Consider the following 23177-nt stretch of genomic DNA (forward strand, 5'->3'; position numbering starts at 1 on the left):
CGAACCATCAGTTCATCCGAGATCGACATCACCTTGCCGTAGATCTCGTCAGCCGGCTCATTGATGCCGATGTAGTTGCCTAGGGACTTGCTCATCTTGTTGACGCCGTCAAGACCTTCGAGGAGCGGAACCGTGATGACGCACTGCGGCGCCTGCCCCCACTCCCTCTGCAGTTCACGCCCCACCAGGAGATTGAACTTCTGGTCGGTGCCGCCCAATTCCACGTCGGCCTTCAGCGCCACAGAATCGTAGCCCTGCACCAGCGGGTACATGAACTCATGAATACTGATCGGCAACTGGTTGGAGAAGCGGTTGCTGAAATCCTCGCGCTCGAGCATGCGAGCAACGGTGTACTTGGAGGCGAGACCGATCATGTCCGATGCGGTCATCTTCCCCAACCACTCCGAGTTGAAAACCACCTTGGTCAGCTTCGGATCGAGAACCTTGAAAACCTGCTCTTTGTAGGTTTCGGCATTCTTGAGGACATCTTCCCGGGTAAGAACCTTGCGGGTCTCCGACTTGCCGGTGGGGTCACCAATCATACCGGTGAAGTCGCCGATGAGAAAGTACACCTCGTGGCCAAGCTTCTGGAATTGACGCATCTTGTGCAGCAGCACGGTGTGCCCCAGATGCAGGTCCGGCGCGGTCGGGTCGAAACCGGCCTTGATCTTGAGCGGCACACCGGTCTTGACGGATTTCTCGAGCTTCTCAACCAGCTCTTTTTCCACCAGGATTTCTACGGCACCCCTCTTGATAATTTCCATCTGCTCTGCAACGGTCATCACTTTCCCTCCAGATTGTATTTCTGCCACCTCCGCACGAGGCTGCGGTGGCCAAGCTCCACGTAGGCAAAAGGCTTCCGTGGGGGAGTCATTTCACTACACTTAGCCGCAGGCGATGTTGAGTCTCTCGATGTTGAGCGCCAGGCCGGACTTTTCATCAACCTCAATGACAACAGCGTTGATCCGGATGTCCTTCTTCGCTACCTCGAACTTCGAGGGGCGTTGGGTGACGAACTTCAGGATCGCCTCTTCCTTCTTGACACCAATAACGGAATCGAAAGATCCGGTCATGCCGGCGTCGGTCATGTAAGCGGTGCCGGCGGTAAGGATGCGCTCGTCGGCAGTCTGCACGTGGGTGTGGGTTCCGATCACCGCTGAAACCCTCCCGTCCAGGTACCAGCCCAGGGAGACCTTCTCGCTGGTGGCCTCGGCATGGAAGTCGACGAAGATAATCGGAGTTTCTTCCTTCAGCCTGGCGATCTCCTTGTCCGCGCAGCGGAAGGGACAGTCCAGGTTGTTCATGAAGACCCGCCCTTCCAGGTTCAAAATGGCGACCTTTACCCCGCCCGGCGTCTTGACGATGGTCGTCCCTTTGCCGGGGGTCCCTTCCGGATAGTTGGCCGGACGAACTATCCGGTCCTCACGCTTTATGTACTCGAGGGCGTCCTTCTTGTCCCAGATATGGTTGCCCGAGGTGATCATCTGGACGCCACACTTGAAGAGGTCCTGGGCGGTCTCTTCGGTCAGGCCGAAACCGCCGGCTGCGTTCTCGCCATTGGCTATCACCAGGTCAACCATGTGCCGATCGACGATCCGGTGCAGCTCGCGAGAGAGCGCCTCCCGCCCCGGCTTGCCGATCACGTCCCCTATGAAGAGAAGCTTAACGGGCATATTCGGTTGCCCTGGTTTCCCTGATCACGTTGACCTTGATCTGGCCAGGGTAGGTCATCTCGGTTTCGATCTTCTTGGCGATATCCTTGGCCAGAACCAGTGCGCGGTCATCGGTCACCTGCTCGCTGGATACCATGACACGGATCTCCCGGCCGGCCTGGATGGCGAAGGAAGTGAGGACTCCGTCGAAGGAGGTGGCGATCCTTTCCAGGTCGTCCAGGCGCTTCACGTAGGTTTCCATCATCTCGCGGCGGGCACCCGGACGAGCGCCGGAGAGCGCATCGGCGGCCTGTACCAGGACGGCAAGGACCGTCGCCGGTTTCTCGTCCTCGTGGTGCGCCATGATGGCATGGACGATCTTCGGAGACTCGCCGTATTTCTTGGCGATGTCCGCGCCGATGACTGCGTGGGAACCTTCGATCTCGTGGTCCACGGCCTTGCCGAGGTCGTGCAGGAGGCCGGCCCTCTTGGCCTGCTTCACATTGATGCCGAGCTCGGCGGCCATGATGCCGCAAAGGAAAGCGACTTCCAGCGAATGCTGGTAAACGTTCTGGCTGTAGGAGGTGCGGTACTTCAGGCGCCCGATGAGCTTCAGGATCTCCGGGTGGATGCCGTGCACGCCCAAGTCAAAGGCGGCCTGCTCACCTGCCTCCTTCATGGCCTGCTCGATCTCCTCCTGGGATTTCGCTACGACTTCCTCAATGCGGCCGGGGTGAATCCTGCCGTCGGCGATGAGTTTCTGCAGCGACAGCTTGGCAACTTCCCTCCGGACCGGGTTGAAGCCGGAAAGGATGACCGCCTCGGGGGTGTCGTCGATGATCAGGTCGATGCCGGTAGCTGCCTCGAGAGCCCTGATGTTGCGCCCTTCGCGGCCGATGATGCGCCCCTTCATCTCGTCGGAGGGGAGGGTCACCACGGAAACGCTGCGCTCGGCAACGTACTCGCCGGCGTAACGCTGCATGGCAAGAGCCAGAATTTCCTTGGCCTTCTTGTCCGCGGTTTCCCTGGCCTCTTCCTCCATCACCTTGATCAGCTTGGCGACATCGAGCTTCGCTTCGTCTTCCATGGAGTCCATCAGGAACTTCTTGGCCTCGGCGGCAGTCATGCCGGCAATCTGCTCAAGCTTCGCCTTCTGCTCGCCCACCAGGGCGTCCAGTTTCTCTTCTTTCTGGGCAAGCCCCTGTTCCTTATTCACCAGGGACTGCTCGCGTACGGCAAGCGCCTGCTCTCTTTTCAGGAAGTCGGCGTCACGCTGGTCGAACAGATTGGTCTTCTTGTCGAGATTCTCTTCTTTTTGCTGCAGCCTCTTCTCGAGAGTCTGCAGGTCGCGACGCTTCTCGCGGCTCTCTTGTTCAAATTGCCTTTCCAGCTCTTCCTTTGCCTGGTACACCACGTCTTTGGCCTGAACCGCGGCCTCCATGGCCACGACCTCGGCCTGACGCTTGGCATCCTCGATCATCTTGGCAGCAAGCGTTTCCGCGTTGGTCACCAAAGAATCCGATAGTTTCTTGCGCAGGACGTTGCCTATCACGTACCCGATGGCGGCCGCGACAAGCACCAGCAATATGGCAATAGTTATGTCGATTTTCACCGTTGCTCCCCCTCACATATATGTTTATTAACGCGAACCACCCGACTCTCGGTGACGATCAAATCCATCGTCACGTCGTGCGGCTCGCCGGCTATCTCTTGAAGCAGTTGGAAGTCGTAGCAAAACGCCACCAGCTTCCCGCTCCCTTCCAGGCGGTGCAGCGACCGGTCATAGTACCCCTTGCCATAACCGATGCGGCGCCCGCACAGGTCAAAGGCCACTCCCGGCACCACGATGAGGTCCGCCTTCGCTGGATCATACCCTTCGCCCTGAGGCTCCGGGATGCCGTACCTGCCGGCGGCGAGCTCGGTGAGAGCGGCCACCTGGCAGAACTTCAAATCATCACCCACAACTGCCGGGTAGAGTAAGCGCTTGCCTGATGCCAGGGCCGCGGCAGCTACCGCCGCGGTATCCACTTCGTGGTGGATCGGCGCATACAGCACCAGCGTCCTGGCCGCCCGGTATTCGGGCAGATCAAGGAAACGCTGTTGCAGGGCCAGGCTCAACGACGCCACCTGCGGCTTGGACAGCTCGCGGCGTCGGGCAAGGGTCGCGGCTCTATGGGCACGCTTGGGCATAAAGCTATAATTCCGTGTTGATTCAGAAGGTGGACGGCAAGGCCGACCGTAGAGACAGGTGCTCTGGTGGGGGAGTGCTGGTGGGTGTAACGGGTGTTGCGTTGACAGGTTTTTGATAGAATGGGCCGCGTTCAAATGAAGCGCCAAATTTGAACTTTATGTAAAGGCCGCCATTAACCCCTGGACATGCTGCTTAACGTCTTTAGGCTACTATCAGCAAACGCGGAGAAGACCACCTTCTCCACGCAGGTTCTGGCAAAGCGTTGCAACCGTACAACCAATCAGCTATATGTGGAATCTCCCGCAAGAGACCTGAAACTCTACAACTGTTGCCGGTCCAGCCGTTCAATGAGCCCCGCGACCCGCTCGCTGCAGGTCCGCTGCTCTTCCGCCAATTGCTTCCGGGCGTCCAGGCAGGCTTCAGCCAAATTCATCAACGCCAGGATAACTACCAGTTGGGTATCGCCACCACTGACCTTGGCCTCCGCCTCCGCCAGCTTCTCGTTGACCAGAGCCTCAACCTGCGCCACGCGCTCAGGTGTCGCAACACTCTTCACCTGGAGATCTCGCCCCAGGACCCTGATGCTGTGCGTGGCGATCAAGCTGTCAGACCCCTTCCAACTTTTTCAGTATAGAGTCGATCCGGGACCTTAAACCTGCCCGTTCTCCGTTGAGCCGATCATTCTCGTTTTTGAGCCTGTCGTTTTCGAGTTTCAACTCGTCTACGACATTAATTAGAGAAATTATCCGTCCCTCTAGCTCATTAAACAGCTCATCACTCATTATTCCACCTTTTGCGGCAAAATCATATGCGATAAGTACTCAAAAGTCAAGGCTATCATTGGAAAAGGGCCTCGACGAACTGGACCGGATCGAAGGCACGGAGATCTTCTACGGACTCGCCCACTCCAATGAATCTGACGGGGAGTGCGTATTCATGGCTTACCGCCACCACGATCCCCCCTTTGGCGCTACCGTCGAGCTTGGTGAGCACCACGCCGGTGACGTCCGCCGCCTCCTTGAAGAGCTTCGCTTGTGACAGTGCGTTCTGCCCGGTGGCCGCATCCAGGACGAGCAGGGTTTCGTGCGGACCGTCCGGGATTTCGCGGGTCAGCACCCGGCGAATTTTCTTCATCTCCTCCATGAGGTTCACCTTGGTGTGCATGCGGCCGGCGGTGTCGATGATCAGAACATCGGTGCCCCGCGCGATGGCGGCCTTGCAGGCGTCAAAAACGACCGCGGAGGGATCGGCCCCTTCCTTGTGACGCACGATGTCGGCACCTACACGGTTGGCCCAGGTCTCCAACTGCTCCGCTGCTGCGGCGCGGAAGGTGTCTGCCGCGGCGAGCAGAACCTTCCTTCCTTCTCCGGCATAGCGTGCCGCCAACTTGCCGATGGTGGTGGTTTTGCCCACGCCGTTCACCCCGATCACCATGATGACGAACGGCTTCTTGTCCGTAACTACCAGCGGCGCATGATGCTCCAGGAGGCGCAGCTGGATCTCTTCTTTCAGCGCCCTCTTCAAGGCGGCGCCGTCCTGCAGTTCATCGCGCTTGAGGCGCTGCTCGAGGGTGCGGATCAAATCCACCGTGGTCTTGACGCCCAAGTCAGCGGTGATCAGAATCTCCTCCAGCTCCTCAAGCGTATCAGTGTCGATCTGCTTCTTGCCCAGCAAAAGGGTGTCCACCCGGCCGATGATGGTCTCGTGGGTCTTGCTCAGGCTGCGCTTGAGGCGTTCGAAGAAGCTGGGCTTGGCCTGTTCAACAGGTTCGGATACCGGGACTGGCGCCGGCGCGGTGGGCTCGGTCCAGAGTTGGCGCGGGGCAGAGGCTGACGGCTCGGAGGGAGGGACGGGGGTGACGACAGGCTGGGCGGACTGCGCCTGTGCCGGAGACGCGGAAACGGTCGGCTCCTGAATGGGCGCGGCCTCCTGCTGCTCCTGCTGTTCCAGTTCTTCGGTCGATTGCTCACCGGTGGACTCGGCAGGCTCCTCGGCGCCCCCTATCCCGAGCTTTTTGAAAAGACCTTTGAAGAATCCCTTGTTTTCCTCGGCCATCAGTAAATCTCCTTATGCAAAAGCTGCGCGGTGTCCCGGAACCTCTTCAGAGCCAGGAGCGGCAGGGCATTGCGGTCCATGGTCATCACCAGGGCATAGTCGTCGCCGACGGCCCCTACGATGACATACTGTTCGTCTGTGCTGATGACGGTTTCCTGCACGGCTCCGGCGGCGAACTTCTCGTGCAGTCCCTTGAGTTGGGTCAGGAGGATCCCCCAGTGGGCGGCCGTCACCTTCATCTCGAAGGGATCGCCATGGGAAAACTGCTCGACGGCCTCCCCTTCCCAATCAGCCAGGATGGCGCCATTGCCGCCGGGCACGGATTCGACCAGTGTAGTCAACAGTCTCTTGAACGGCACGTCAAGCTCCTACGAGTAAAAATATGACAGCGCAAGCGACGGCGGCGCACTCAGCACGGCGCCCTCCCCCACGGCTTCAGCATTGCACACTACGGCAACGCCCTCCCCCCTTCCGGCGGGCGAGGGGAGCATTTCCTAGCGGTTCAGGCGCACTGAAACCAGCTTGGAAACACCGGGCTCTTCCATGGTGACGCCGTACAGGGTATCGGCGACGGCCATGGTGGCCCGGTTGTGGGTGATGATGATGAACTGGGAGTTCGCACTCATCTCACGCACCATGTCGTTGAATCTGCCGATGTTGGCGTCATCAAGCGGTGCATCGACCTCGTCCAGCAGGCAAAACGGAGACGGCTTGATCAGGAAGATGGAGAAGATCAGGGCAACTGCGGTGAGCGCCTTCTCCCCGCCTGAAAGCAGCGACACGTTCTGCAACTTCTTGCCCGGAGGCTGCACCACGATCTCGAGGCCGGTGTTAAGCAGGTCCTCCTCGTCGGTCAGGCGCAGTTCGGCATGCCCACCGCAAAAAAGCCGCGGGAAGATCTGCTGAAACTTCTCGTTCACCATCTGGAAGGTCTCCAGGAAGCGCTTCCTGGTGGTTCGGTTGATACGCTGGATCGCCTTCTGCAGGGCGTTCATGGACTCCTCGAGGTCGTCTTTCTGGCTTGAGAGGAAAGAGAAGCGCTCCTCCATCTCCTTGAACTCCTCGATGGCCATGAGATTGACTTCGCCCATTTCATTTATCGTCTTTTGCAGCTCTGCCTGACGCTTTGAGCTATCGGCCTCGTCCCACTCGACCTTGGAGTAGTTGAGCAGGGCGTCGGCGATCTCCATGCGGTGCTTTTCCTTGAGGGTTTCCTCCAGGTGGGCGAGCCGCATGCTCACCTCGGTGAGACGCAGGCTCTTGGCATTCAGCTGCTCCCTGACGGTAACGGCGTCGGAGCGCATCCCTTTCAGGAGTGCCTCTTCCTCCTGGACCTTGGCGGCTTCCGCCTCGTACCTGTCCTTCACCTGCAAAAGGGCCTGCTCGCTGGCCAGTTGCTGCTTGACCACTCCGCGCAGCGCCTCCTCCCCTTCCGCTATGGCGGTGAGTAGACGGGTGCGTTCATCGCCGGAGCCTTCGAGCTCCCTGGTGCGGGACGCGATGCGGTTGGCAAGGTCGGCACAGAGGCCTTCGACGCGGCGTAGCGCCCGCTCGGTCGATTCACCTTTCTCCCGGAGCGCTGCCACGCGTACCTTCATCGAGGTCACCATCTCGCGCGCCTCTTCCATCTCGAATCGCGACCCCTCAAGGCGCCCCTGCAGCGCCTCGACGGTCTTTTCGAGTGCCGCCTTGCGCTCCTCGGCCTGCGCCCTCCTGGCATCGGCCTGGGCCATTTCCCCGGAGACCAGTGCCTGTTCCTCGGCCAACTGCTCTTCCTCCGCCTCGCGCACCGCACCGTTTTCCTCGATGCGGCGACACTCGGACAGCGCGGTCTGCAGGTCCTTGTCCGCGTTCACGATCCGGATATCGAGGCGATGCAGGGTCTGGCGCAGCTCGACGCGGTGCGCCTCTGCCTCGGCGATCTCCCCTCTCCTCTTTTCGCGCGCCGCAGCCAGCTCCTGCACATCAGCCTCGAGGCGCTCAACTTCTGCAACCAGGGCCTTGATCTCCCTCTTCTTGTGGATGATCCCCTGCTGCGCCGGCTCGGGAGAGCCGCCATTTACGATGCCGCCGCCGTGGGCCAGGTCGCCTTCGAGGGTGACGAAGGTCGAAGCCGGGAAGGACGCGGCAAGCTCGAGGGCGTGGTTAAGGTCGCGAGCGAGGTAGGCACCGGCAAGAAGCGGCTCCACCAGATGGGCGTGCCGCTCGGGCACGGTGACCCGCTCCCAAAGCGGTGCCGCGCCCTGCGGCGTATCCTTGGCCGGCTGACGCCAGGGTGGCGCCGTCACGAAGCTGCAGCGACCGCCGGAGCTTCCCTTGAGGTGCGCAACGGCGTCCAGCGCGGTGGTGGAGGATTCGCACAGGAGGTACTGCAAGCGATCACCGAGAACAGCCTCCAGGGCCACCTCGAATTCCTCCTCCACCTCCAGTGCGTCCGCGATCATGGTGAGGGAGGCGTTCTTGAAGGGCTCGGCGAGGAGCAGGTTGCGCACCCCCTGGCCGTACCCGGCGAACTGGGCCTCCAATTCCTGGAGTGACTTCAGGCGCGACGCGGCGGCGGACAGTTCATCACGCCGCTGCTGCAGCTTTTTTTCTCCGGCCTCCTGTGCCTGCTTCAGCTCTGCTTCACGGCTGCCGGCCATGGTGAGTTCTTCGTCGGTGAGCGCCTTTTCCCGGCCAAGCTGCTCGCGCTCCTGCTTCAGGGCGTCGACCTTGCCGTTGGCTTCAAAGAGCCGCTCGCCGAGCAGGACCCGTTCCCGCTGGCTCGCCTGCAGGCGTTCGGCCAGCCCTGCCAGGCGCTTCTGGGCGGCGGCGTGCTGGTTTGCGGCCTGCGCCCCTTCGGAGAGGGCGGCGAACATGGCGCGTCGGGTTTCATCAAGCTCCCGGGTGACGCCCGCCTCCCCGGCGGCCATCTCCTCGAGGAGAGACTCCCGGTATTCAAGAGACTCGCTCTCCCGGGCCAGCTCTTCCTGCAGGGAGACTCGCTGTGCCTGCAGGGTGCCGATTTCCTTCTCGGATGCGGCAAGCTGGTCGCGCAGCCCCTGGAGCTCCTCTTCGAAACGGGCTCCGTGCCGCTCCAGGTTGACCAGTTCCTTGCGCTGGAATTCGAGCCGGTTTTCTCCCCCCTGCAGCGCGCTCTTCCATCGGAAGATCTCTTCCTGGGCGGCAGTCAGTTGCCGCTCGGTTTCCAGGAGAGTGAGCCGCTTCTCCTCGACGGAGAGCTCGGCGTCGTTGAGCCTGGCGGTAACATCCACGAGCTTCGACTCGAGCTCGGCTATCTCCCGCTCAAGGGCGTTGCGCTCCTTCTCGACGCCGGCGTACCCCTTGGCCGCGAAGAGGAGTTCGATCTCCTTGAGTTCCTGCCTCACCTCGCGGAAGCGCTCCGCCTTCTTGGCCTGGCGCTGCAGGCCGTTCATCTGGCGCCTGATTTCGGAGATGATGTCGCCGATGCGCAGCAGGTTCTGACGGGTCGCCTCCATCTTCTTCATGGCTACGACCTTGCGCGCCTTGAACTTGGTGACCCCGGCGGCCTCCTCGATCAGGAAACGGCGCTCCTCGGGCTTGGCGTGAAGGATCATCCCGATCTTGCCTTGCTCGATGATGGAGTACGCCTTGGCGCCGATGCCGGTGTCCATGAACAACTCGGCGATGTCGAGCAGGCGGCAGGGGGTCTTGTTCAAGAGGTAGTCGCTCTCGCCGTCGCGGTAGAGTCGGCGGGTGACCTGGATCTCTGAGAAGTTCAGGTACTTGGCGGGAACGCGGCCGTCCTCGGTGGAGAAGAAGAGGGAAACTTCGGCCATGCCGAGAGGTTTGCGGAACTCTGTGCCGTTGAAGATGATGTCTTCCATCGACTTGCCGCGCAGGTTCTTGGCGGATTGCTCCCCCATGACCCAGCGGATCGCGTCGACCACGTTGGACTTGCCGCAGCCGTTGGGACCCACCACGCCGGTGATGGGCTGGTTGAAGTCCAGAACGGCCTTATCTTGAAAGGATTTGAATCCGTGGATTTCGAGTCTTTTGATTTTCATGAGCAGCGCATCTTATCAGAGAGGGGGTTTTAATGTAAAGGGGAAAGGCGGGAGGGGCTGGGGACTTGCGGGGACGGAGCTGCGGGGCCCATGGGCGGGGTGACGGCATAGGGCCGTGTACCAGTGATGGGCGGCAACGAAAAAAGGGACACGGTTTCCCGTGTCCCTTCTTCACTCTTTGCAACCGCTGGCGATTACGCCTCGGTTTTTTCCTCGGTGGCCTCAGCTGCCGGAGCTTCTGCTACCGGTGCCTCTTCCACAACCGCGGCCTCTTCAGCAGCCGGTGCTGCCTCGACTGCCGGAGCAGCCTTCGGAGCCTTGGCGGCCTTGGGAGCCTTGGCGGCCGGCTTGGCGGCCTTCTTCGGAGTCATTTCAGCCTCGACCAGCTCGATCACGGACACCGGAGCGGTGTCGCCCGGGCGGATGCCGAGCTTGATGATCCTGGTGTAGCCGCCGGGACGCTCTGCGTAACGCGGTGCGATCTCGGTGAAAAGCTTGGTCACGACTTTCTTGTCGCGGATGTAGGCCGCTGCCTGCCTGGTGGCGTGAAGGTCGCCCTTCTTGCCCAGGGTGATCATTTTCTCGGCGATGGAGCGGAGCTCCTTTGCCTTGGCATCGGTCGTGGTGATCTTTTCGTGCTGGAGAAAGGATGTCACCATGTTCCTGAACATAGCGATCCTGTGGCTTGTGGTCCTACCTAATCTTCTACCCGCGCTGTTGTGACGCATATCTTTTCACTTCCTTTCGATCTATAAATGAAGTCGTATGGACTATTCTTCTTTCTGCTCGCCGCGCAGGCGCCTCATGATCTCGGGATCCGGGAAGTTCTCCAGTTTCATGCCGAGGGTGAGGCCCATGTCGACCAGGATGTCCTTGATTTCGTTCAGCGATTTCCTGCCGAAGTTCTGGGTCTTCAGCATCTCTGCCTCGGTCCTGGAGACCAGTTCGCCGATCAGCTTGATGCCGGCGTTTTTGAGGCAGTTGGCGGAGCGAACCGAGAGCTCGAGCTCGTCGACCGAGCGGTAGAGGTTCTCGTTGAAGCGCTCGCGCTCTTCTTCCGGCTCCGCCTCCTCCTGGGGCTCCACGTCTTCGTCGAAGTTGATGAAGATGGAAAGCTGGTCCTTGAGGATCTTGGAAGCGTAGGCAACCGCGTCCTGCGGTTTCACGCTGCCATCGGTCCAGACTTCGATAGTAAGCTTGTCGTAGTCGGTGATCTGGCCTACGCGAGCGTTGGTGACGGTGAAGTTCACCTTGTGAACCGGGGAGAAGATCGCGTCGATCGGGATGGTCCCGACCGGTGCCTTCTCGTCACGGTTGCGGTCAGCCGGGACGTAACCCTTGCCGACTTTCACCATGAGGTCCATCTCCAGATTGGCGTCCTTGGAGCAGGTTGCGATGTGATGTTCCGGGTTCAGGATCTCGACGTTGTTGTCGGTGATGATATCCTTCGCCTTGACCACCCCTTCACCCTTCTGCACGATCCGGATCATCCGGGACTCGTTGCCGTGCACCTTGAGGCGCACCCCTTTCAGGTTGAGGATGATATCCGTCATATCCTCGGTAACGCCCGGGACCGCGGAGAATTCGTGCAGCACGCCCTTGGCCTTGACGGAGACGATGGCCGCCCCCTGCAGGCTGGAGATGAGGACCCTACGCAGCCCCGTTCCCAGGGTGGTACCGAACCCCCTTTCGAAAGGCTCGGCGTAGAACTTGCCGTATGTATTAGTCAGCGATTCTGTCTCAACCTGAAGCTTCTTCGGCCTGATCAGATCGCGCCAATTTCTATACATTTAGATCCCCCTGTATCGGTTGTTGGTCAGCCTTTACTTGGAGTAGAGCTCGACGATCAACTGCTCCTGAATCGGCATGGTGATGTCTTCGCGCACCGGGCTGGTCTTCACGGTGCCTTTGAAGGCATCCTTGTCCAGTTCGAGCCACTGCGGGATACCGCGGCGAACCACGGCCTCGAGGGACTCACCGATGACGGCGATCTTGCGGCTCTTCTCACGCAGCTGGATCACATCGCCCGCCTTCACCTGGATGGAGGGGATGTTCGCCTTACGCCCGTTGAGGGTGAAGTGGCTGTGACGCACCAGCTGACGTGCCTCGTCGCGCGAGGCGGCGAAACCGAGACGGTAGACGACGTTGTCGAGCCTTCTCTCCAGGAGGAAGAGGAGGTTTTCGCCGGTCACACCTTTCATCCGGTCTGCGGTTTCGAAGTACCCGCGGAACTGGTTCTCGAGGATGCCGTAGATACGACGTACCTTCTGTTTTTCGCGCAGCTGAACACCGTAATCAGAAACTTTTATGCGACCCTGCCCGTGCTGTCCCGGCGGATAGCTCCTTCTCTTGATGGCGCATTTGTCGGTGTAGCAACGCTCGCCTTTAAGAAAAAGTTCCGATCCTTCGCGCCTGCACAGCCTGCATGAGGGCCCTGTATACCTAGCCAATGAAGACCTCCTATGATCCTAACTGATAGTTCCGTAACGCCAGGTCCGTCGATACGGTCCTAGACTCTTCTTCTCTTCGGGGGACGGCAGCCGTTGTGCGGAATCGGCGTTACGTCGCGGATGAAGCTGACGGCGAAGCCGGCAGCCTGCAGTGCGCGCAGCGCCGACTCGCGGCCGGAGCCGGGGCCCTTCACGTACACTTCGATGGTGCGCATGCCATGCTCCTGGGCCTTCTTGGCGGCATCCTCGGCAGCCATCTGGGCTGCGAACGGGGTGCTCTTCCTGGAGCCTTTGAAGCCCTTGGCACCGGAGGTGCACCAGGCTATCACGTTACCGACCGGGTCGGTGATGGTGATCATGGTATTGTTGAACGTAGCCTGGATGTGCGCCACGCCAGTGGGAATATTCTTTTTCTCTTTTTTCTTCTTAACGACCTTCTTAGCCGGGCTCGCCATTATCCCTCCAGAATCTTATTTCTTCTTGCCAGCGACCGTACGAGCCGGCCCTTTCCTGGTGCGTGCATTGGTCTTGGTACGCTGCCCGCGGCAGGGAAGACCTTTCCTGTGACGAAGACCACGATAGCAGCCGAGATCCATGAGGCGCTTGATGCTCATGGAGATGTCGCGGCGCAGGTCACCTTCGACCTTCACGTTCTTATCGATATACTCCCTGATCTTCGAGACTTCCGCCTCGGTCAGGTTGTCGCAACGGGTGTTCATGTCAACACCGGTTGCCGTGAGAATTTCCTGGGACAGAGACCTGCCGATGCCGTAGATGTAGGTCAGTGCGATCTCTATTCTCTTATTCCTGGGTAAATCTACCCCTGCGATACGTGCCAATGCCAGCTCCTCCTATTAGCCCTGTCTCTGTGAATGCTTGGGGGTCTCGCAGATGACGCGGACTATGCCCTTGCGCTTGACAATCTTGCACTTTACACAGATCTTCTTAACCGATGCCCGAACCTTCATAGTTCACTTCCTTTTGAAGACGTTTTGCCAATCTAGATTTTCGTAAGTATCAGCGGACCGTTGTCCGTTATTGCCACCGTGTGCTCGAAGTGCGCCGAGAGCCCGCCGTCGGCCGTCACCGCGGTCCAGCCGTCCTCCAGCACCTTCACGTCGTACCCCTTCTCGTTGATCATCGGCTCGATGGCAAGCACCATGCCGCTCTTGAGCTTCGGTCCCTTACCGGGAACGCCGAAGTTGGGGATCTGCGGGCCTTCGTGCAGCTCCTTGCCGATGCCGTGTCCCACGAAGTCTCGCACCACCGAGAAGCCGCGTGCCTCGACGTGTGACTGGACCGCATGAGCGATATCCGACAACCGATGGGCGGTGTCGGCGACCTCTATGGCCCGGTACAGCGACTCTTCGGTGGCCTTGATCAGCCTGGCCGCAGTCTCGGAAACCGTGCCAACCGGCACCGTGATGGCCGAATCGCCGTAGTAACCATTGAGCAGGACACCGAAGTCGAGACTCACGATGTCACCCTCGACCAGCGCGCGCTGCGTGGCGAAGCCGTGCACCACCTGCTCGTTGACGGAACAACAAAGCGAAAAGGGGAAGCCGCTGTAACCCTTGAAGGCTGGCTTCGCCTTCCTCTTCAGCGTTTCCCTCTCGGCGTATGCGTCCAGCTGTGCCAGGGTAACCCCCGGTGCCACCATCTCTCTCAGACCGGCGAGAATCTCGGCCACCATCCTGCCGGCGGCAGCCATCTTCTCGATCTCGGTCCGGGATTTGAGTACTATCACCGCTCGCCCTGCAGTATGGCGACGATCTCGGACTGGATACCTTCCACACTCCCGAGACCGTTCACCGAGCGGAGCAGGCCCGCCGTCTGGTAGTAGGAGATCAGCGGGGAGGTCTGCGCCTCGTACACCGCGAGACGGTTCAGGATGGTTTCTTCCTTGTCGTCCTCGCGCTGGAACAGTTCGCCGCCGCAAACGTCGCACACTCCGGCCGCCTTGGAAGGGGCGAAGTCGACGTGGTAGCCCGCGCCGCACTTGGAGCAGGCGCGCCTGCCGGTGAGACGCTTCAGGAGCTCAGCCTTGTCAACGGAGAGAGAGACCACATGGTCAATCCTCTTGCCGATGCCGGAAAGGACCTGGGAGAGCGCGTCGGCCTGGGGCACTGTGCGCGGGAAACCGTCCAGGATGAAACCCTTCTGGCAGTCGGGCTGCGCCAGGCGCTCCTCGACGATGCCTATGACAACCTCGTCGGGCACCAAAGCACCGGAGTCCATGAACCCCTTGGCCTTGATCCCCATCGGGGTGAGCTCTTTAACGGCAGCCCGCAGTATATCGCCTGTCGATATCTGCGGGATACCAAACCTGTCTATGAGAAGTTTCGCCTGGGTCCCCTTGCCTACGCCCGGGGGTCCAAGGAGGATGAGGTTCATCGGGGCCTCCTATTTTCTACCCTGGATGCGAACGCCTTTCATGAACCCTTCGTAGCTGCGCGTAATCAGGTGCGCCTCGATCTGGGCCAGGGTGTCCATGCCGACACCGACGGCGATCAGGAGCGACGTACCGCCGAAGTAGAAGGGAAGGTTGAATTTCCCGATCAGGATCGAAGGAAGCACACAGACCGCGGAGATGTAGATCGCACCCGCGAAGGTCAGCTTGGTGAGCACCGCGTCGAGGAAGTCGGAGGTCTCCTTGCCGGGACGGATCCCGGGCACGTAACCGCCCTGCTTCTTGACATTATCGGCGACATCAACCGGGTTGAAAGTCACAGCCGTGTAGAAATAGCAAAAAAAGACGATAAAGGCAACAAATAAAATCTCGTAGAGCAACTTTCCGGGAGCCAGCTGCTTGGAGGCCGCCTGCACCCAGGGGACGTCGATGAAGTTGCCGACCGTGGCCGGGAACATGATGATCGACGAAGCGAAGATCGGCGGGATGACCCCGGCCATGTTCACCTTTAGCGGCAGGTGCGAGCTCTGTGCCCCTACCGTCTTCAGCCCCACCACCCTCTTGGCGTAGTGGATCGGGATCCTGCGCTGGCCGCGCTCCATGAAGACCACGGCAGCGATGACCAGGAACATCACGGCGATCACCAGAAGCAGCACGAACAGGGAGAGCTCGCCGGTCTTGATCAGACGGAAGCTGTTCCCGATGGCGTTCGGGATGCGGGCAACGATCCCCGCGAAGATGATCAGGGAGATGCCGTTGCCGATACCCTTCTCGGACATCTGCTCACCCAGCCACATGATGAACGCGGTACCCGCGGTAAGCGTGATCACCGTCATCAGGCGGAATGACCAGCCCGGGTTCGGGACCACCAGCTCGCCGGCCGGTCCGCGCATCGCCTCGAGGCCGATGGAGATGCCGAAGGACTGCACCACCGACAGCACCACGGTGCCGTAGCGGGTGTACTGGATGATCTTCTTCCTGCCGGCGTCACCTTCCTTGGAGAGTTTCTCGATGGCGGGAACCACCACGGTCAGGAGCTGGAAGATGATGGAGGAGGAGATGTACGGCATGATGCCGAGGGCGAAGACGGTAAGCTTCTCGAGAGCCCCGCCAGAGAACATGTCGAACATACCGAGCAGCGTACCCTGGGCAGCCTTGAAGAACTGCGCGAGGGCCTGGGCGTCGATGCCCGGAGTAGGGATGTGACACCCTACCCGGTAGACGGCCAGCATGGCCAGCGAAAAGAGAACCTTCTTTTTAAGCTCGGGGATCTTGAAAATGTTCTGGAAGGCTTCTATCAAGACTAGATCTCCTCGACGGTCCCACCTGCCGCGGTGATTTTTTCGCGAGCGGAGGCGCTGAATTTGTGAGCCTTGATGGTCAGAGCGTGGGTCACGTCGCCGGTCCCGAGCACCTTGATGCCGTCGCGGATACCGGAGATGAGGCCGCTCTTCAGCAGCGCCTCGGCGTCCACTACGCTGCCCGCTTCGAAGATCTCGAGCTGGCACAGGTTCACCAGGGCGTACTCCTTCTTGGTGAGCGGGGTGAAGCCGCGCTTGGGAAGCCTTCTGTGCATCGGCATCTGGCCGCCCTCGAAGCCGGGCTTCACGGAGCCGCCGGAGCGTGCCTTCTGGCCCTTGTGACCCTTGGTCGCGGTCTTGCCGTGGCCGGAGCCCGTGCCCCTACCGATGCGCTTTCTATTCTTGGTCGACCCGATGGCCGGTTTGATGGTATTCAATTGCATGATTGTCACCTTTAGGGGGAATTACTCTTCGACGCGTACCAGGTGGGCGACCTTGGCGATCATCCCACGGACTTCCGGGGTATCCTTCAGGACCACGGTCTTCTCACGCTTGGTGAGCCCCATGCCGAGCAGGCGGCCCTTCATTTTCTCGCATTGACCGATGGAGCTCTTGACGAGCGTAACCTTCAGTTCAGACATATTCAGCTCCTTAAATACTATTCGGTGATGCCGCGGCGCGCCATCAGCTCTTCCGCAGTCTTCAGCTGGGCAAGCCCGGCGAATGCGGCCTTGACCACGTTGTGCGGGTTGTTGGAGCCCAGGCACTTGGCGAGGATGTTGTGCAGGCCCGCGGACTCGAATACCGCGCGGGCGGCACCGCCGGCGATGACGCCGGTACCGGCGGAGGCCGGCATCATAAGCACCTTGCCTGCGCCGAAGTGGCCGAGGATCTCGAACGGGATGGTCTGGCCGCCGACGATGGGAACCCTGATCAGGTTCTTCTTGGCCTGCTCGACGCCCTTGCGGATCGCTTCGGGGACCTCGTTGGCCTTGCCCAGGCCGTAGCCCACCACGCCGTTACCATCGCCCACCACAACGAGTGCGGAGAAGCTGAACCTGCGGCCGCCCTTGACCACCTTGGCGACGCGGCTGATATGGACGACCCTATCGGTAAGATTCATTTCACTGGCATTGATCTTAAGCAAACTAATTCCTCCTTACCTGCCCTAGAAGGACAGACCGTTTTCGCGTGCGGCTTCAGCCAGAGCTTTGATCCTACCGTGGTAGAGGAAACCGTTACGGTCGAAAACGACCGCTTTGATGTCCTTCTCCAGGGCTTTCTTGGCGATGGCGGCGCCGACTTTAGCGGCGGCCTCGATGTTGCCGGTGTACGAAAGCCCTTCGGCTACCTCGCCCACCAGGGTGGATGCGGCGGCGAGCGTCGCACCAGTGGTATCGTCGATCAGCTGAGCGTATATGTGACGAGCACTCTTGAAGACGTTCAGTCTCGGGCGTGCCGGCGAACCGGTGATTTTCTTCCTGACCCTGGTCTGTCTCTTAAGACGAGCTACCTGTTTTTGGGCTAAAGAACTCAAGGCACTTCTCCTTAGCAATTGCTATTTTTTGCCGGTTTTGCCGGCTTTTCTCAGAATGGTTTCGTCAGCGTATTTGATACCCTTGCCCTTGTAGGGCTCCGGGCCACGGAAGTCGCGGATCTTTGCGGCGATCTGACCGACCAGCTCCTTGTCGATCCCGAGCACCTTCAGCTTGGTCATCTTGTCGACCTCGACGGTGATCCCGGCCGGAAGCTCGAAGTTGATCGGGTGGGAGTAACCAAGGGCGAGGTTCAGCACGTTCCCTTTCACCTCGGCACGGTAACCGACGCCGTTGATCTCGAGCAGGGTCTCAAACCCCTTGGAGACACCGATGACCATGTTGTTGATCAGGGTCCTGGTCAGGCCGTGGGCCGAGCGGGACTTGATGGTGTCGTCCTTGCGGGTCACGGTGACAGCCTCGCTGGTCACGTCGATGGCGACGGCGTCGCCGACGAGAACGCGGGAGAGTTTCCCTTTCGGGCCCTCCACCTTGATCTCAGGCGCGCTGTATATGACTTTCACCCCCGCAGGGATCGCGATGGGAAGTTTTCCTATTCTAGACATGCAAAGCTCCTTAAAGCGAAAATGACTACCAGACCGTGCAAAGGACTTCGCCGCCGATGCCCAGCTCGCGCGCGGTCTTGTCGGTTACCAGCCCCTTGGAAGTCGAGAGGATGGCGACGCCCAGTCCGTTTTTCACCTGCTTGATCTTGTCGGAGTGGACATAGACCCGGCCGCCCGGCTTGCTGATCCTCTTGATCTCGTTGATGACCGGCTCTTTCTCATCGATGAACTTGAGGTATACCCGCAGAATCCCCTGCTTGCTGTCGGCGATGACCTTGAAGTTCTTGATGAAGCCTTCGGCGCGCAGCACCGTGGCGAGGCTCACCTTAAGGTTCGACGAAGGGATGTCAACTTTCTGGTGTTTTGCCATACCAGCGTTCCTGATTCTGGTCAGCATGTCGGCAACTGGATCTGTCATGCACATATGAAACTACTCCTCTTTCCTAAATCGGAATCTTTTTACCAACTGGACTTTATCACACCGGGGATCTGGCCGGAGTTAGCGTACTTCCTCAGGCAGATCCTGCACATATCGAATTTCCGGTAGTATGCTCTGGGGCGACCGCAGACAGCGCAGCGATTGCGCTCGCGCACTTTGTACTTGGCCCTCTGAGCTTTTATGATCATAGATGTCTTAGCCACGGAATTCCTCCAAACCCTTTATTAGTTCCTGAACGGCAGGCCCATGAGCTTGAGAAGCGCCTTGCCCTCAGCGTCGGTCTTTGCCGTGGTCACGATCGTGATGTTGAGACCCTTGATCTTGTCGACCTTGTCGTAGTCGATCTCGGGGAAGATCAGCTGCTCCTTGATGCCCAGGGAGTAGTTACCCTTGCCGTCGAAGCCCTTGCCGTTGATCCCCTTGAAGTCACGCACGCGCGGCAGCGAGACGCTGATCAGGCGGTCGAGGAACTCGTACATCTTCTCGCGACGAAGCGTGACGGAGCAGCCGATCGGCATGCCCTGGCGCAGCTTGAAGCCCGCGATGGACTTCTTCGCCTTGGTGATCACGGGCTTCTGGCCCGCGATGGCGCCCAGCTCCTCGGCGGCGGAATCCAGGATCTTCACGTTCTGGATCGCCTCGCCAAGGCCCATGTTCAGGACGATCTTCACGAGCTTGGGGACTTCCATGATGTTTTCGTAGTTATGGTCCTTCATCAGTTGCGGGACCATTTCTTTATTGTAAAGCTCAGCCAGCCGTGCCATTGAATCCTCCAAAACTATTTGTCAAAGGACTCGCCGCATTTGACACAGCAGCGCGCCTTCTTTCCGTCTTCCAGGACGGTGGTCCTGGTCCTTACAGGCTTGTTGCACTTCCCGCAGAGCAGCATCACGTTGGAGATGTGCACCGGCGCCTCCTTCTCCAGGATGCCCCCCTGCTCGGAACCGCGGGGCTTCACGTGGCGCTTCACCACGTTGATCCCCTCGACGATCACGCCGTCCTTCTTCGGATGGATGGAGAGCACCTTGCCGCTCTTGGAACGATCCTTACCCGCGGTAACAACGACGGTATCGTTTTTCTTTACATGTAATTTTTTGCCCAGCATCTCTATTCTCCAGGATCTAGTCTTAAAGTACCTCAGGGGCGAGGGATATGATCTTCATGAACTTCTTGGCGCGAAGTTCCCTGGCGACCGGCCCGAAGATACGAGTGCCGACCGGCTCCTTGGCGTTGTTGATGACCACGCCGGAGTTGGTGTCGAAACGGATGTAGGAGCCGTCCGGGCGCCCCACAGCCTTGGCGGTACGCACCACGACAGCCTTCACCACGTCGCCCTTCTTCACCTTCGAATTGGGGAGAGCTTCCTTGACGGAAGCGACGATGATGTCGCCAATCCCGGCGTAACGGCGCTTGGAGCCGCCGAGCACTTTAATGCAAAAGAGCTTCTTCGCGCCGGAGTTGTCCGCCACGTCCAATAGTGTCTGCATCTGAATCATTGTTTAACTCCCGGCGAGCCCTTAAGCCTTGGACTCGATAATCTGTCTGATCTTCCAGCGCTTGTCCTTGGAAAGCGGACGAGTTTCAACGATAAGAACACGGTCCCCGATCTTGGCGGAGTTATCGATATCGTGCGCCTTGTACTTGGCGGAGCGCTTGATGTATTTGTTGTAGACGGGGTGCTTCACCAGGCGGTCGACCTTTACCACTGCGGTCTTGTCCATCTTGTCAGAGACGACCACGCCGATCTGAGTTTTCCTGTTGCCTCTTTCGCTCATATCTATCTCTTAGCCTCTCTTTTCGCGGAGTATGGTCTTCACGCGGGCAATGTCCTTCCGGAGGTTGGCCACCTTGGCGGTGTTCTCCAGACGCCCGGTGTGAAGCTGAAACTTCACGTTGAAGAGTTCCTTGGTAAGCTCGGCGCTCTTGGTTTCAAGCTCTGCTGCCGTCGCGTTTTTAAGTTCGTTAGCCTTCATTGATTTCCGCCCTCGTGATGAACTTGGTGGCTACGGGGAGCTTGTGCGCCGCAAGCCGGAATGCCTCGCGCGCCACTTCCTCGGTGACCCCTTCCATTTCGTAAAGGACACGGCCAGGCTTGATGACGCAGACCCAGGAATCCGGGGAGCCTTTCCCCTTACCCATACGAGTCTCGGCGGGTTTCGAGGTCAACGGCTTGTCCGGGAAGATGCGGATCCAGATCTTGCCGCCCCTCTTGATATAGCGGGTCATGGCGATACGGGCAGCCTCGATCTGGCGGGAATCCAGCCAGCCGCACTCCGTAGCCTGCAGACCGAACTCGCCGAACGCGAGCGATACGCCGCGCGTCGGGGTGCCGGTCATGCGACCTTTCATTTGCTTTCTATGCTTAACTTTCTTGGGCATTAACATCGCAAAAAACTCCTGTTCCTATTTTTTAGCGGAGAGCACTTCACCCTTGAAGAGGAGCACTTTTACGCCGATGATACCGTAGGTGGTCTTCGCCTCGGCGAAGCCGTAGTCGATGTCCGCACGCAGCGTGTGCAGCGGCACCCTTCCTTCGCGGTACCATTCAGTCCTGGACATCTCTGCCCCGCCCAGGCGACCCGAGCAGGTGATCCTGATCCCTTTGGCGCCGAACTTGAGCGTCGAGGTGACGCTCTTTTTCATGGCGCGGCGGAAAGCGATACGACGCTCCAGCTGCATGGCCACGTTCTCGGCGACGAGCTGCGCATCGAGCTCGGGCTTCCTGACTTCCTGTATGTTAAGGTAGACCTCTTTGTCGGTGAGCTTGGCCAGCTCCTTCTTCAAGGTCTCGACCTCGGAGCCCTTCTTACCGATGATCAGGCCCGGACGAGCGGTGAAGATGTTGATCTTCGCCTTGCCCGCAGCGCGCTCGATCTCGATCTTGGAGACGCCGGAATGATACAGCCTTTTCTTAAGGAAATTGCGCAGCTTCAGGTCTTCGTGAAGAAGCTTTGCATAATCTTTCTCTGCGTACCATTTGGAATCCCAGGTTTTAATAACCCCGAGCCTGAAACCTATAGGATTTACTTTCTGACCCAAAACATCACCTCCGACCCGTTCTTATTTCTTTTCCGCAAGGACCACGGTAATGTGGCTCGTCGGTTTTCTGATCTTGCTAGCCCGGCCCATGGCGCGGGGGGTGAAGCGCTTAAGTACCGCGCCGCCGTCGACGAAAATCGTCTTGACGAAGAGCTTGTCCACATCGGAGCAACCCTTCTGCTCGGCGTTGGCAACGGCCGAGGAAAGGAGCTTCGAGATAAGCTTCGCCGACGGTTGCGGCGAGAAACGCAGGGTGTTCAGCGCAGTCTGAATGCCCTTGCCCCTGACGAGGTCCACGACCAGGCGTGTTTTCCTCGGGGAGAGGCGGACAGAGGATAATTTAGCGGATGATTCCATTACAAAACTCCTTTAGGACCTTACTTCTTCTTGAGCTTGCTCTTCTTGTCAGCAGCGTGGCCGTAGAAGGTTCTGGTAGGTGAGAACTCGCCCATCTTGTGGCCGACCATGTTCTCAGTGACGAACACAGGGATGAACTTCTTGCCATTGTGCACCGCGAAGGTAAGCCCGATGAATTCCGGGATGATGGTCGAACGACGCGACCAGGTCTTGATCACCTTCTTGCTGCCGGCCTGTTCTGCCTGGGCTTTCGCTTCCAGATGTGCGTCAACGAAAGGCCCCTTCTTTATAGATCTTGCCATCTTTTAAAATCCTCTATCCAGATGAGTTATTTGCTGCGCTTCTTCACGATGAAGGCCGTGGACCGCTTGTTGGTGCGCGTCTTGTAGCCCTTGGTGGGGATACCCCACGGGGTTACCGGGTGACGGCCGCCGGAGGTCCTGCCCTCGCCACCGCCGTGCGGGTGGTCGACCGGGTTCATCGCGACGCCCCTTACGTGCGGGCGAATGCCGAGCCAGCGGGAACGACCAGCCTTGCCTATGGAGACGTTCTCGTGATCCACGTTGCCCACCTGGCCGATGGTCGCCTTGCAGTCCATGAGGATCATGCGGACTTCCGAGGAGGGGAGCTTCACCTGGGCGTACTTCCCTTCCTTGGACATGAGCTGGGCGAAGGTGCCGGCGGAACGGGCCAGCTGGGCCCCCTTGCCGATCTTCAGCTCGATGTTGTGGATGATGGTACCCAGCGGGATGCACCTGATGGGGAGCGTGTTGCCCGGCTTGATGTCGGCCTGCTCGCTGGAGATAACGCTATCGCCCACTTTCAGGGAGAGCGGAGCCAGGATGTAGCGCTTCTCGCCGTCGGCGTAGTTCAAAAGCGCAATGCGCGCGCTGCGGCACGGATCGTACTCGATGGAAGCGACCTTGGCCGGGATGTCGGTCTTGTCGCGACGGAAATCGATGATCCTGTACTTCTGCTTGTGGCCGCCGCCGACGTTCCTGGAAGTAACGCGGCCGTTCGAGTTCCTGCCACCGCTCTTCTTGAGGTTCTCGACGAGAGATTTCTCAGGTTTGCAGGCGGTGATCTCCTCGAAGGTCGAGCAGGTCTGCGCCCTTCTACCCGGAGAAGTAGGTTTGTAAGTTTTTATAGCCATT

General features: G+C 59.4%; 35 protein-coding genes (1 of these 35 only partly in view). All 35 read right to left on the reverse strand.

The features are described 5' to 3' along the window. A protein-coding gene (tyrS, locus tag KP003_RS15290) for a tyrosine--tRNA ligase (protein WP_216500060.1) crosses the window boundary here: on the reverse strand, positions 1 to 782 show its 5' portion. Its footprint begins 430 nt before the window's first position; the window shows 782 of its 1212 coding nt (coding positions 1-782); the start codon lies at positions 780 to 782; the stop codon falls past the left edge of the window. A gap of 102 nt (positions 783 to 884) precedes the next feature. Next, a complete protein-coding gene (locus KP003_RS15295) occupies positions 885 to 1673 on the reverse strand; it encodes a TIGR00282 family metallophosphoesterase (RefSeq protein WP_216500059.1) in 789 nt (262 codons plus the stop codon). Continuing rightward, the gene (gene rny / locus KP003_RS15300; RefSeq protein ID WP_407931693.1) at positions 1663 to 3258 is read right to left on the reverse strand and encodes a ribonuclease Y; all 1596 of its coding nucleotides are present in this window, start codon (positions 3256 to 3258) and stop codon (positions 1663 to 1665) included. The genes KP003_RS15295 and rny overlap by 11 nt, the downstream gene beginning before the upstream one ends. 2 nt (positions 3259 to 3260) lie before the next feature. Next, positions 3261 to 3842, reverse strand: a complete 582-nt coding sequence (locus KP003_RS15305; protein ID WP_217299872.1) for a 5-formyltetrahydrofolate cyclo-ligase — start codon at positions 3840 to 3842, stop codon at positions 3261 to 3263. Positions 3843 to 4162: 320 nt separating this feature from the next. Beyond that, a complete protein-coding gene (locus KP003_RS15310; RefSeq protein WP_216500056.1) occupies positions 4163 to 4444 on the reverse strand; it encodes a cell division protein ZapA in 282 nt (93 codons plus the stop codon). A gap of 4 nt (positions 4445 to 4448) precedes the next feature. Next, positions 4449 to 4625: a cell division protein ZapB gene (locus KP003_RS15315; RefSeq protein WP_216789098.1), complete on the reverse strand. Its 177-nt coding sequence runs from the start codon at positions 4623 to 4625 to the stop codon at positions 4449 to 4451. A 55-nt stretch (positions 4626 to 4680) separates the two neighbouring features. Next, the gene (ftsY, locus tag KP003_RS15320) at positions 4681 to 5898 is read right to left on the reverse strand and encodes a signal recognition particle-docking protein FtsY (RefSeq protein ID WP_217299873.1); all 1218 of its coding nucleotides are present in this window, start codon (positions 5896 to 5898) and stop codon (positions 4681 to 4683) included. Continuing rightward, positions 5898 to 6257, reverse strand: coding sequence for a roadblock/LC7 domain-containing protein (locus tag KP003_RS15325; RefSeq protein ID WP_216500053.1), 360 nt, complete (start codon positions 6255 to 6257; stop codon positions 5898 to 5900). Before KP003_RS15325 ends, ftsY begins: the two co-directional genes overlap by 1 nt. 135 nt (positions 6258 to 6392) lie before the next feature. Next, positions 6393 to 9926, reverse strand: a complete 3534-nt coding sequence (gene smc / locus KP003_RS15330; RefSeq protein WP_217299874.1) for a chromosome segregation protein SMC — start codon at positions 9924 to 9926, stop codon at positions 6393 to 6395. 194 nt (positions 9927 to 10120) lie between these two features. Next, positions 10121 to 10654, reverse strand: coding sequence for a 50S ribosomal protein L17 (gene rplQ / locus KP003_RS15335; protein ID WP_183351007.1), 534 nt, complete (start codon positions 10652 to 10654; stop codon positions 10121 to 10123). A 42-nt stretch (positions 10655 to 10696) separates the two neighbouring features. Beyond that, the gene (locus tag KP003_RS15340; protein ID WP_199396291.1) at positions 10697 to 11716 is read right to left on the reverse strand and encodes a DNA-directed RNA polymerase subunit alpha; all 1020 of its coding nucleotides are present in this window, start codon (positions 11714 to 11716) and stop codon (positions 10697 to 10699) included. 33 nt (positions 11717 to 11749) lie between these two features. Continuing rightward, positions 11750 to 12376, reverse strand: a complete 627-nt coding sequence (rpsD, locus tag KP003_RS15345; RefSeq protein WP_216500051.1) for a 30S ribosomal protein S4 — start codon at positions 12374 to 12376, stop codon at positions 11750 to 11752. 59 nt (positions 12377 to 12435) lie between these two features. Then, positions 12436 to 12831, reverse strand: coding sequence for a 30S ribosomal protein S11 (gene rpsK, locus KP003_RS15350; RefSeq protein WP_216500050.1), 396 nt, complete (start codon positions 12829 to 12831; stop codon positions 12436 to 12438). Between the two features lie 15 nt (positions 12832 to 12846). Next, positions 12847 to 13215, reverse strand: a complete 369-nt coding sequence (gene rpsM, locus KP003_RS15355; RefSeq protein ID WP_183351001.1) for a 30S ribosomal protein S13 — start codon at positions 13213 to 13215, stop codon at positions 12847 to 12849. 15 nt (positions 13216 to 13230) lie between these two features. Next, a complete protein-coding gene (gene rpmJ / locus KP003_RS15360; RefSeq protein ID WP_012529389.1) occupies positions 13231 to 13344 on the reverse strand; it encodes a 50S ribosomal protein L36 in 114 nt (37 codons plus the stop codon). Positions 13345 to 13376: 32 nt separating this feature from the next. Beyond that, entirely contained in the window at positions 13377 to 14123 is a 747-nt protein-coding gene (map, locus tag KP003_RS15365; RefSeq protein ID WP_216500049.1) for a type I methionyl aminopeptidase, read from the reverse strand. Further along, positions 14120 to 14770, reverse strand: a complete 651-nt coding sequence (locus KP003_RS15370; protein WP_217299875.1) for an adenylate kinase — start codon at positions 14768 to 14770, stop codon at positions 14120 to 14122. The genes map and KP003_RS15370 overlap by 4 nt, the downstream gene beginning before the upstream one ends. Positions 14771 to 14779: 9 nt before the next feature. Next, positions 14780 to 16087, reverse strand: a complete 1308-nt coding sequence (secY, locus tag KP003_RS15375) for a preprotein translocase subunit SecY (protein ID WP_183350996.1) — start codon at positions 16085 to 16087, stop codon at positions 14780 to 14782. A 2-nt stretch (positions 16088 to 16089) separates the two neighbouring features. Continuing rightward, positions 16090 to 16530 carry a 50S ribosomal protein L15 gene (gene rplO / locus KP003_RS15380; protein ID WP_216500047.1) on the reverse strand — a complete coding sequence of 147 codons (441 nt, stop codon included), beginning with the start codon at positions 16528 to 16530 and terminating at the stop codon, positions 16090 to 16092. 21 nt (positions 16531 to 16551) lie between these two features. Continuing rightward, positions 16552 to 16728: a 50S ribosomal protein L30 gene (gene rpmD, locus KP003_RS15385; RefSeq protein WP_199390454.1), complete on the reverse strand. Its 177-nt coding sequence runs from the start codon at positions 16726 to 16728 to the stop codon at positions 16552 to 16554. 17 nt (positions 16729 to 16745) lie between these two features. Beyond that, entirely contained in the window at positions 16746 to 17234 is a 489-nt protein-coding gene (gene rpsE / locus KP003_RS15390; RefSeq protein WP_216500046.1) for a 30S ribosomal protein S5, read from the reverse strand. A gap of 21 nt (positions 17235 to 17255) precedes the next feature. Beyond that, the gene (gene rplR, locus KP003_RS15395) at positions 17256 to 17624 is read right to left on the reverse strand and encodes a 50S ribosomal protein L18 (RefSeq protein ID WP_216500045.1); all 369 of its coding nucleotides are present in this window, start codon (positions 17622 to 17624) and stop codon (positions 17256 to 17258) included. Between the two features lie 21 nt (positions 17625 to 17645). Continuing rightward, positions 17646 to 18188: a 50S ribosomal protein L6 gene (gene rplF / locus KP003_RS15400; protein WP_216500044.1), complete on the reverse strand. Its 543-nt coding sequence runs from the start codon at positions 18186 to 18188 to the stop codon at positions 17646 to 17648. A 25-nt stretch (positions 18189 to 18213) separates the two neighbouring features. After that, positions 18214 to 18612 (reverse strand): 30S ribosomal protein S8, encoded by a 399-nt coding sequence (gene rpsH, locus KP003_RS15405; protein WP_183350984.1) that lies wholly within the window; start codon positions 18610 to 18612, stop codon positions 18214 to 18216. Between the two features lie 35 nt (positions 18613 to 18647). Beyond that, positions 18648 to 18830 (reverse strand): type Z 30S ribosomal protein S14, encoded by a 183-nt coding sequence (locus KP003_RS15410; protein ID WP_216500043.1) that lies wholly within the window; start codon positions 18828 to 18830, stop codon positions 18648 to 18650. 21 nt (positions 18831 to 18851) lie between these two features. Beyond that, positions 18852 to 19391 carry a 50S ribosomal protein L5 gene (rplE, locus tag KP003_RS15415; RefSeq protein WP_216500042.1) on the reverse strand — a complete coding sequence of 180 codons (540 nt, stop codon included), beginning with the start codon at positions 19389 to 19391 and terminating at the stop codon, positions 18852 to 18854. A gap of 14 nt (positions 19392 to 19405) precedes the next feature. Next, positions 19406 to 19732, reverse strand: coding sequence for a 50S ribosomal protein L24 (gene rplX / locus KP003_RS15420; RefSeq protein ID WP_199396278.1), 327 nt, complete (start codon positions 19730 to 19732; stop codon positions 19406 to 19408). Positions 19733 to 19754: 22 nt separating this feature from the next. Next, on the reverse strand, positions 19755 to 20123 hold the full coding sequence (rplN, locus tag KP003_RS15425; protein ID WP_012529376.1) for a 50S ribosomal protein L14: 369 nt from the start codon (positions 20121 to 20123) through the stop codon (positions 19755 to 19757). Positions 20124 to 20144: 21 nt separating this feature from the next. Beyond that, positions 20145 to 20402, reverse strand: a complete 258-nt coding sequence (gene rpsQ / locus KP003_RS15430) for a 30S ribosomal protein S17 (RefSeq protein WP_183350975.1) — start codon at positions 20400 to 20402, stop codon at positions 20145 to 20147. A 9-nt stretch (positions 20403 to 20411) separates the two neighbouring features. Continuing rightward, positions 20412 to 20600 carry a 50S ribosomal protein L29 gene (rpmC, locus tag KP003_RS15435; RefSeq protein ID WP_183350973.1) on the reverse strand — a complete coding sequence of 63 codons (189 nt, stop codon included), beginning with the start codon at positions 20598 to 20600 and terminating at the stop codon, positions 20412 to 20414. Further along, on the reverse strand, positions 20590 to 21012 hold the full coding sequence (gene rplP / locus KP003_RS15440) for a 50S ribosomal protein L16 (protein ID WP_216500041.1): 423 nt from the start codon (positions 21010 to 21012) through the stop codon (positions 20590 to 20592). The genes rpmC and rplP overlap by 11 nt, the downstream gene beginning before the upstream one ends. 18 nt (positions 21013 to 21030) lie before the next feature. Next, positions 21031 to 21666 (reverse strand): 30S ribosomal protein S3, encoded by a 636-nt coding sequence (gene rpsC, locus KP003_RS15445; RefSeq protein WP_012529372.1) that lies wholly within the window; start codon positions 21664 to 21666, stop codon positions 21031 to 21033. Positions 21667 to 21687: 21 nt separating this feature from the next. Further along, positions 21688 to 22023 (reverse strand): 50S ribosomal protein L22, encoded by a 336-nt coding sequence (gene rplV, locus KP003_RS15450; protein WP_012529371.1) that lies wholly within the window; start codon positions 22021 to 22023, stop codon positions 21688 to 21690. A gap of 20 nt (positions 22024 to 22043) precedes the next feature. Then, positions 22044 to 22325 carry a 30S ribosomal protein S19 gene (gene rpsS, locus KP003_RS15455; RefSeq protein ID WP_216500040.1) on the reverse strand — a complete coding sequence of 94 codons (282 nt, stop codon included), beginning with the start codon at positions 22323 to 22325 and terminating at the stop codon, positions 22044 to 22046. 26 nt (positions 22326 to 22351) lie between these two features. After that, positions 22352 to 23176, reverse strand: coding sequence for a 50S ribosomal protein L2 (gene rplB / locus KP003_RS15460; protein WP_216500039.1), 825 nt, complete (start codon positions 23174 to 23176; stop codon positions 22352 to 22354). Position 23177: the final 1 nt, after the last annotated feature.

The sequence above is a fragment of the Geomonas diazotrophica genome (assembly GCF_019063885.1).
In the GTDB taxonomy this organism is placed as follows: domain Bacteria; phylum Desulfobacterota; class Desulfuromonadia; order Geobacterales; family Geobacteraceae; genus Geomonas; species Geomonas diazotrophica.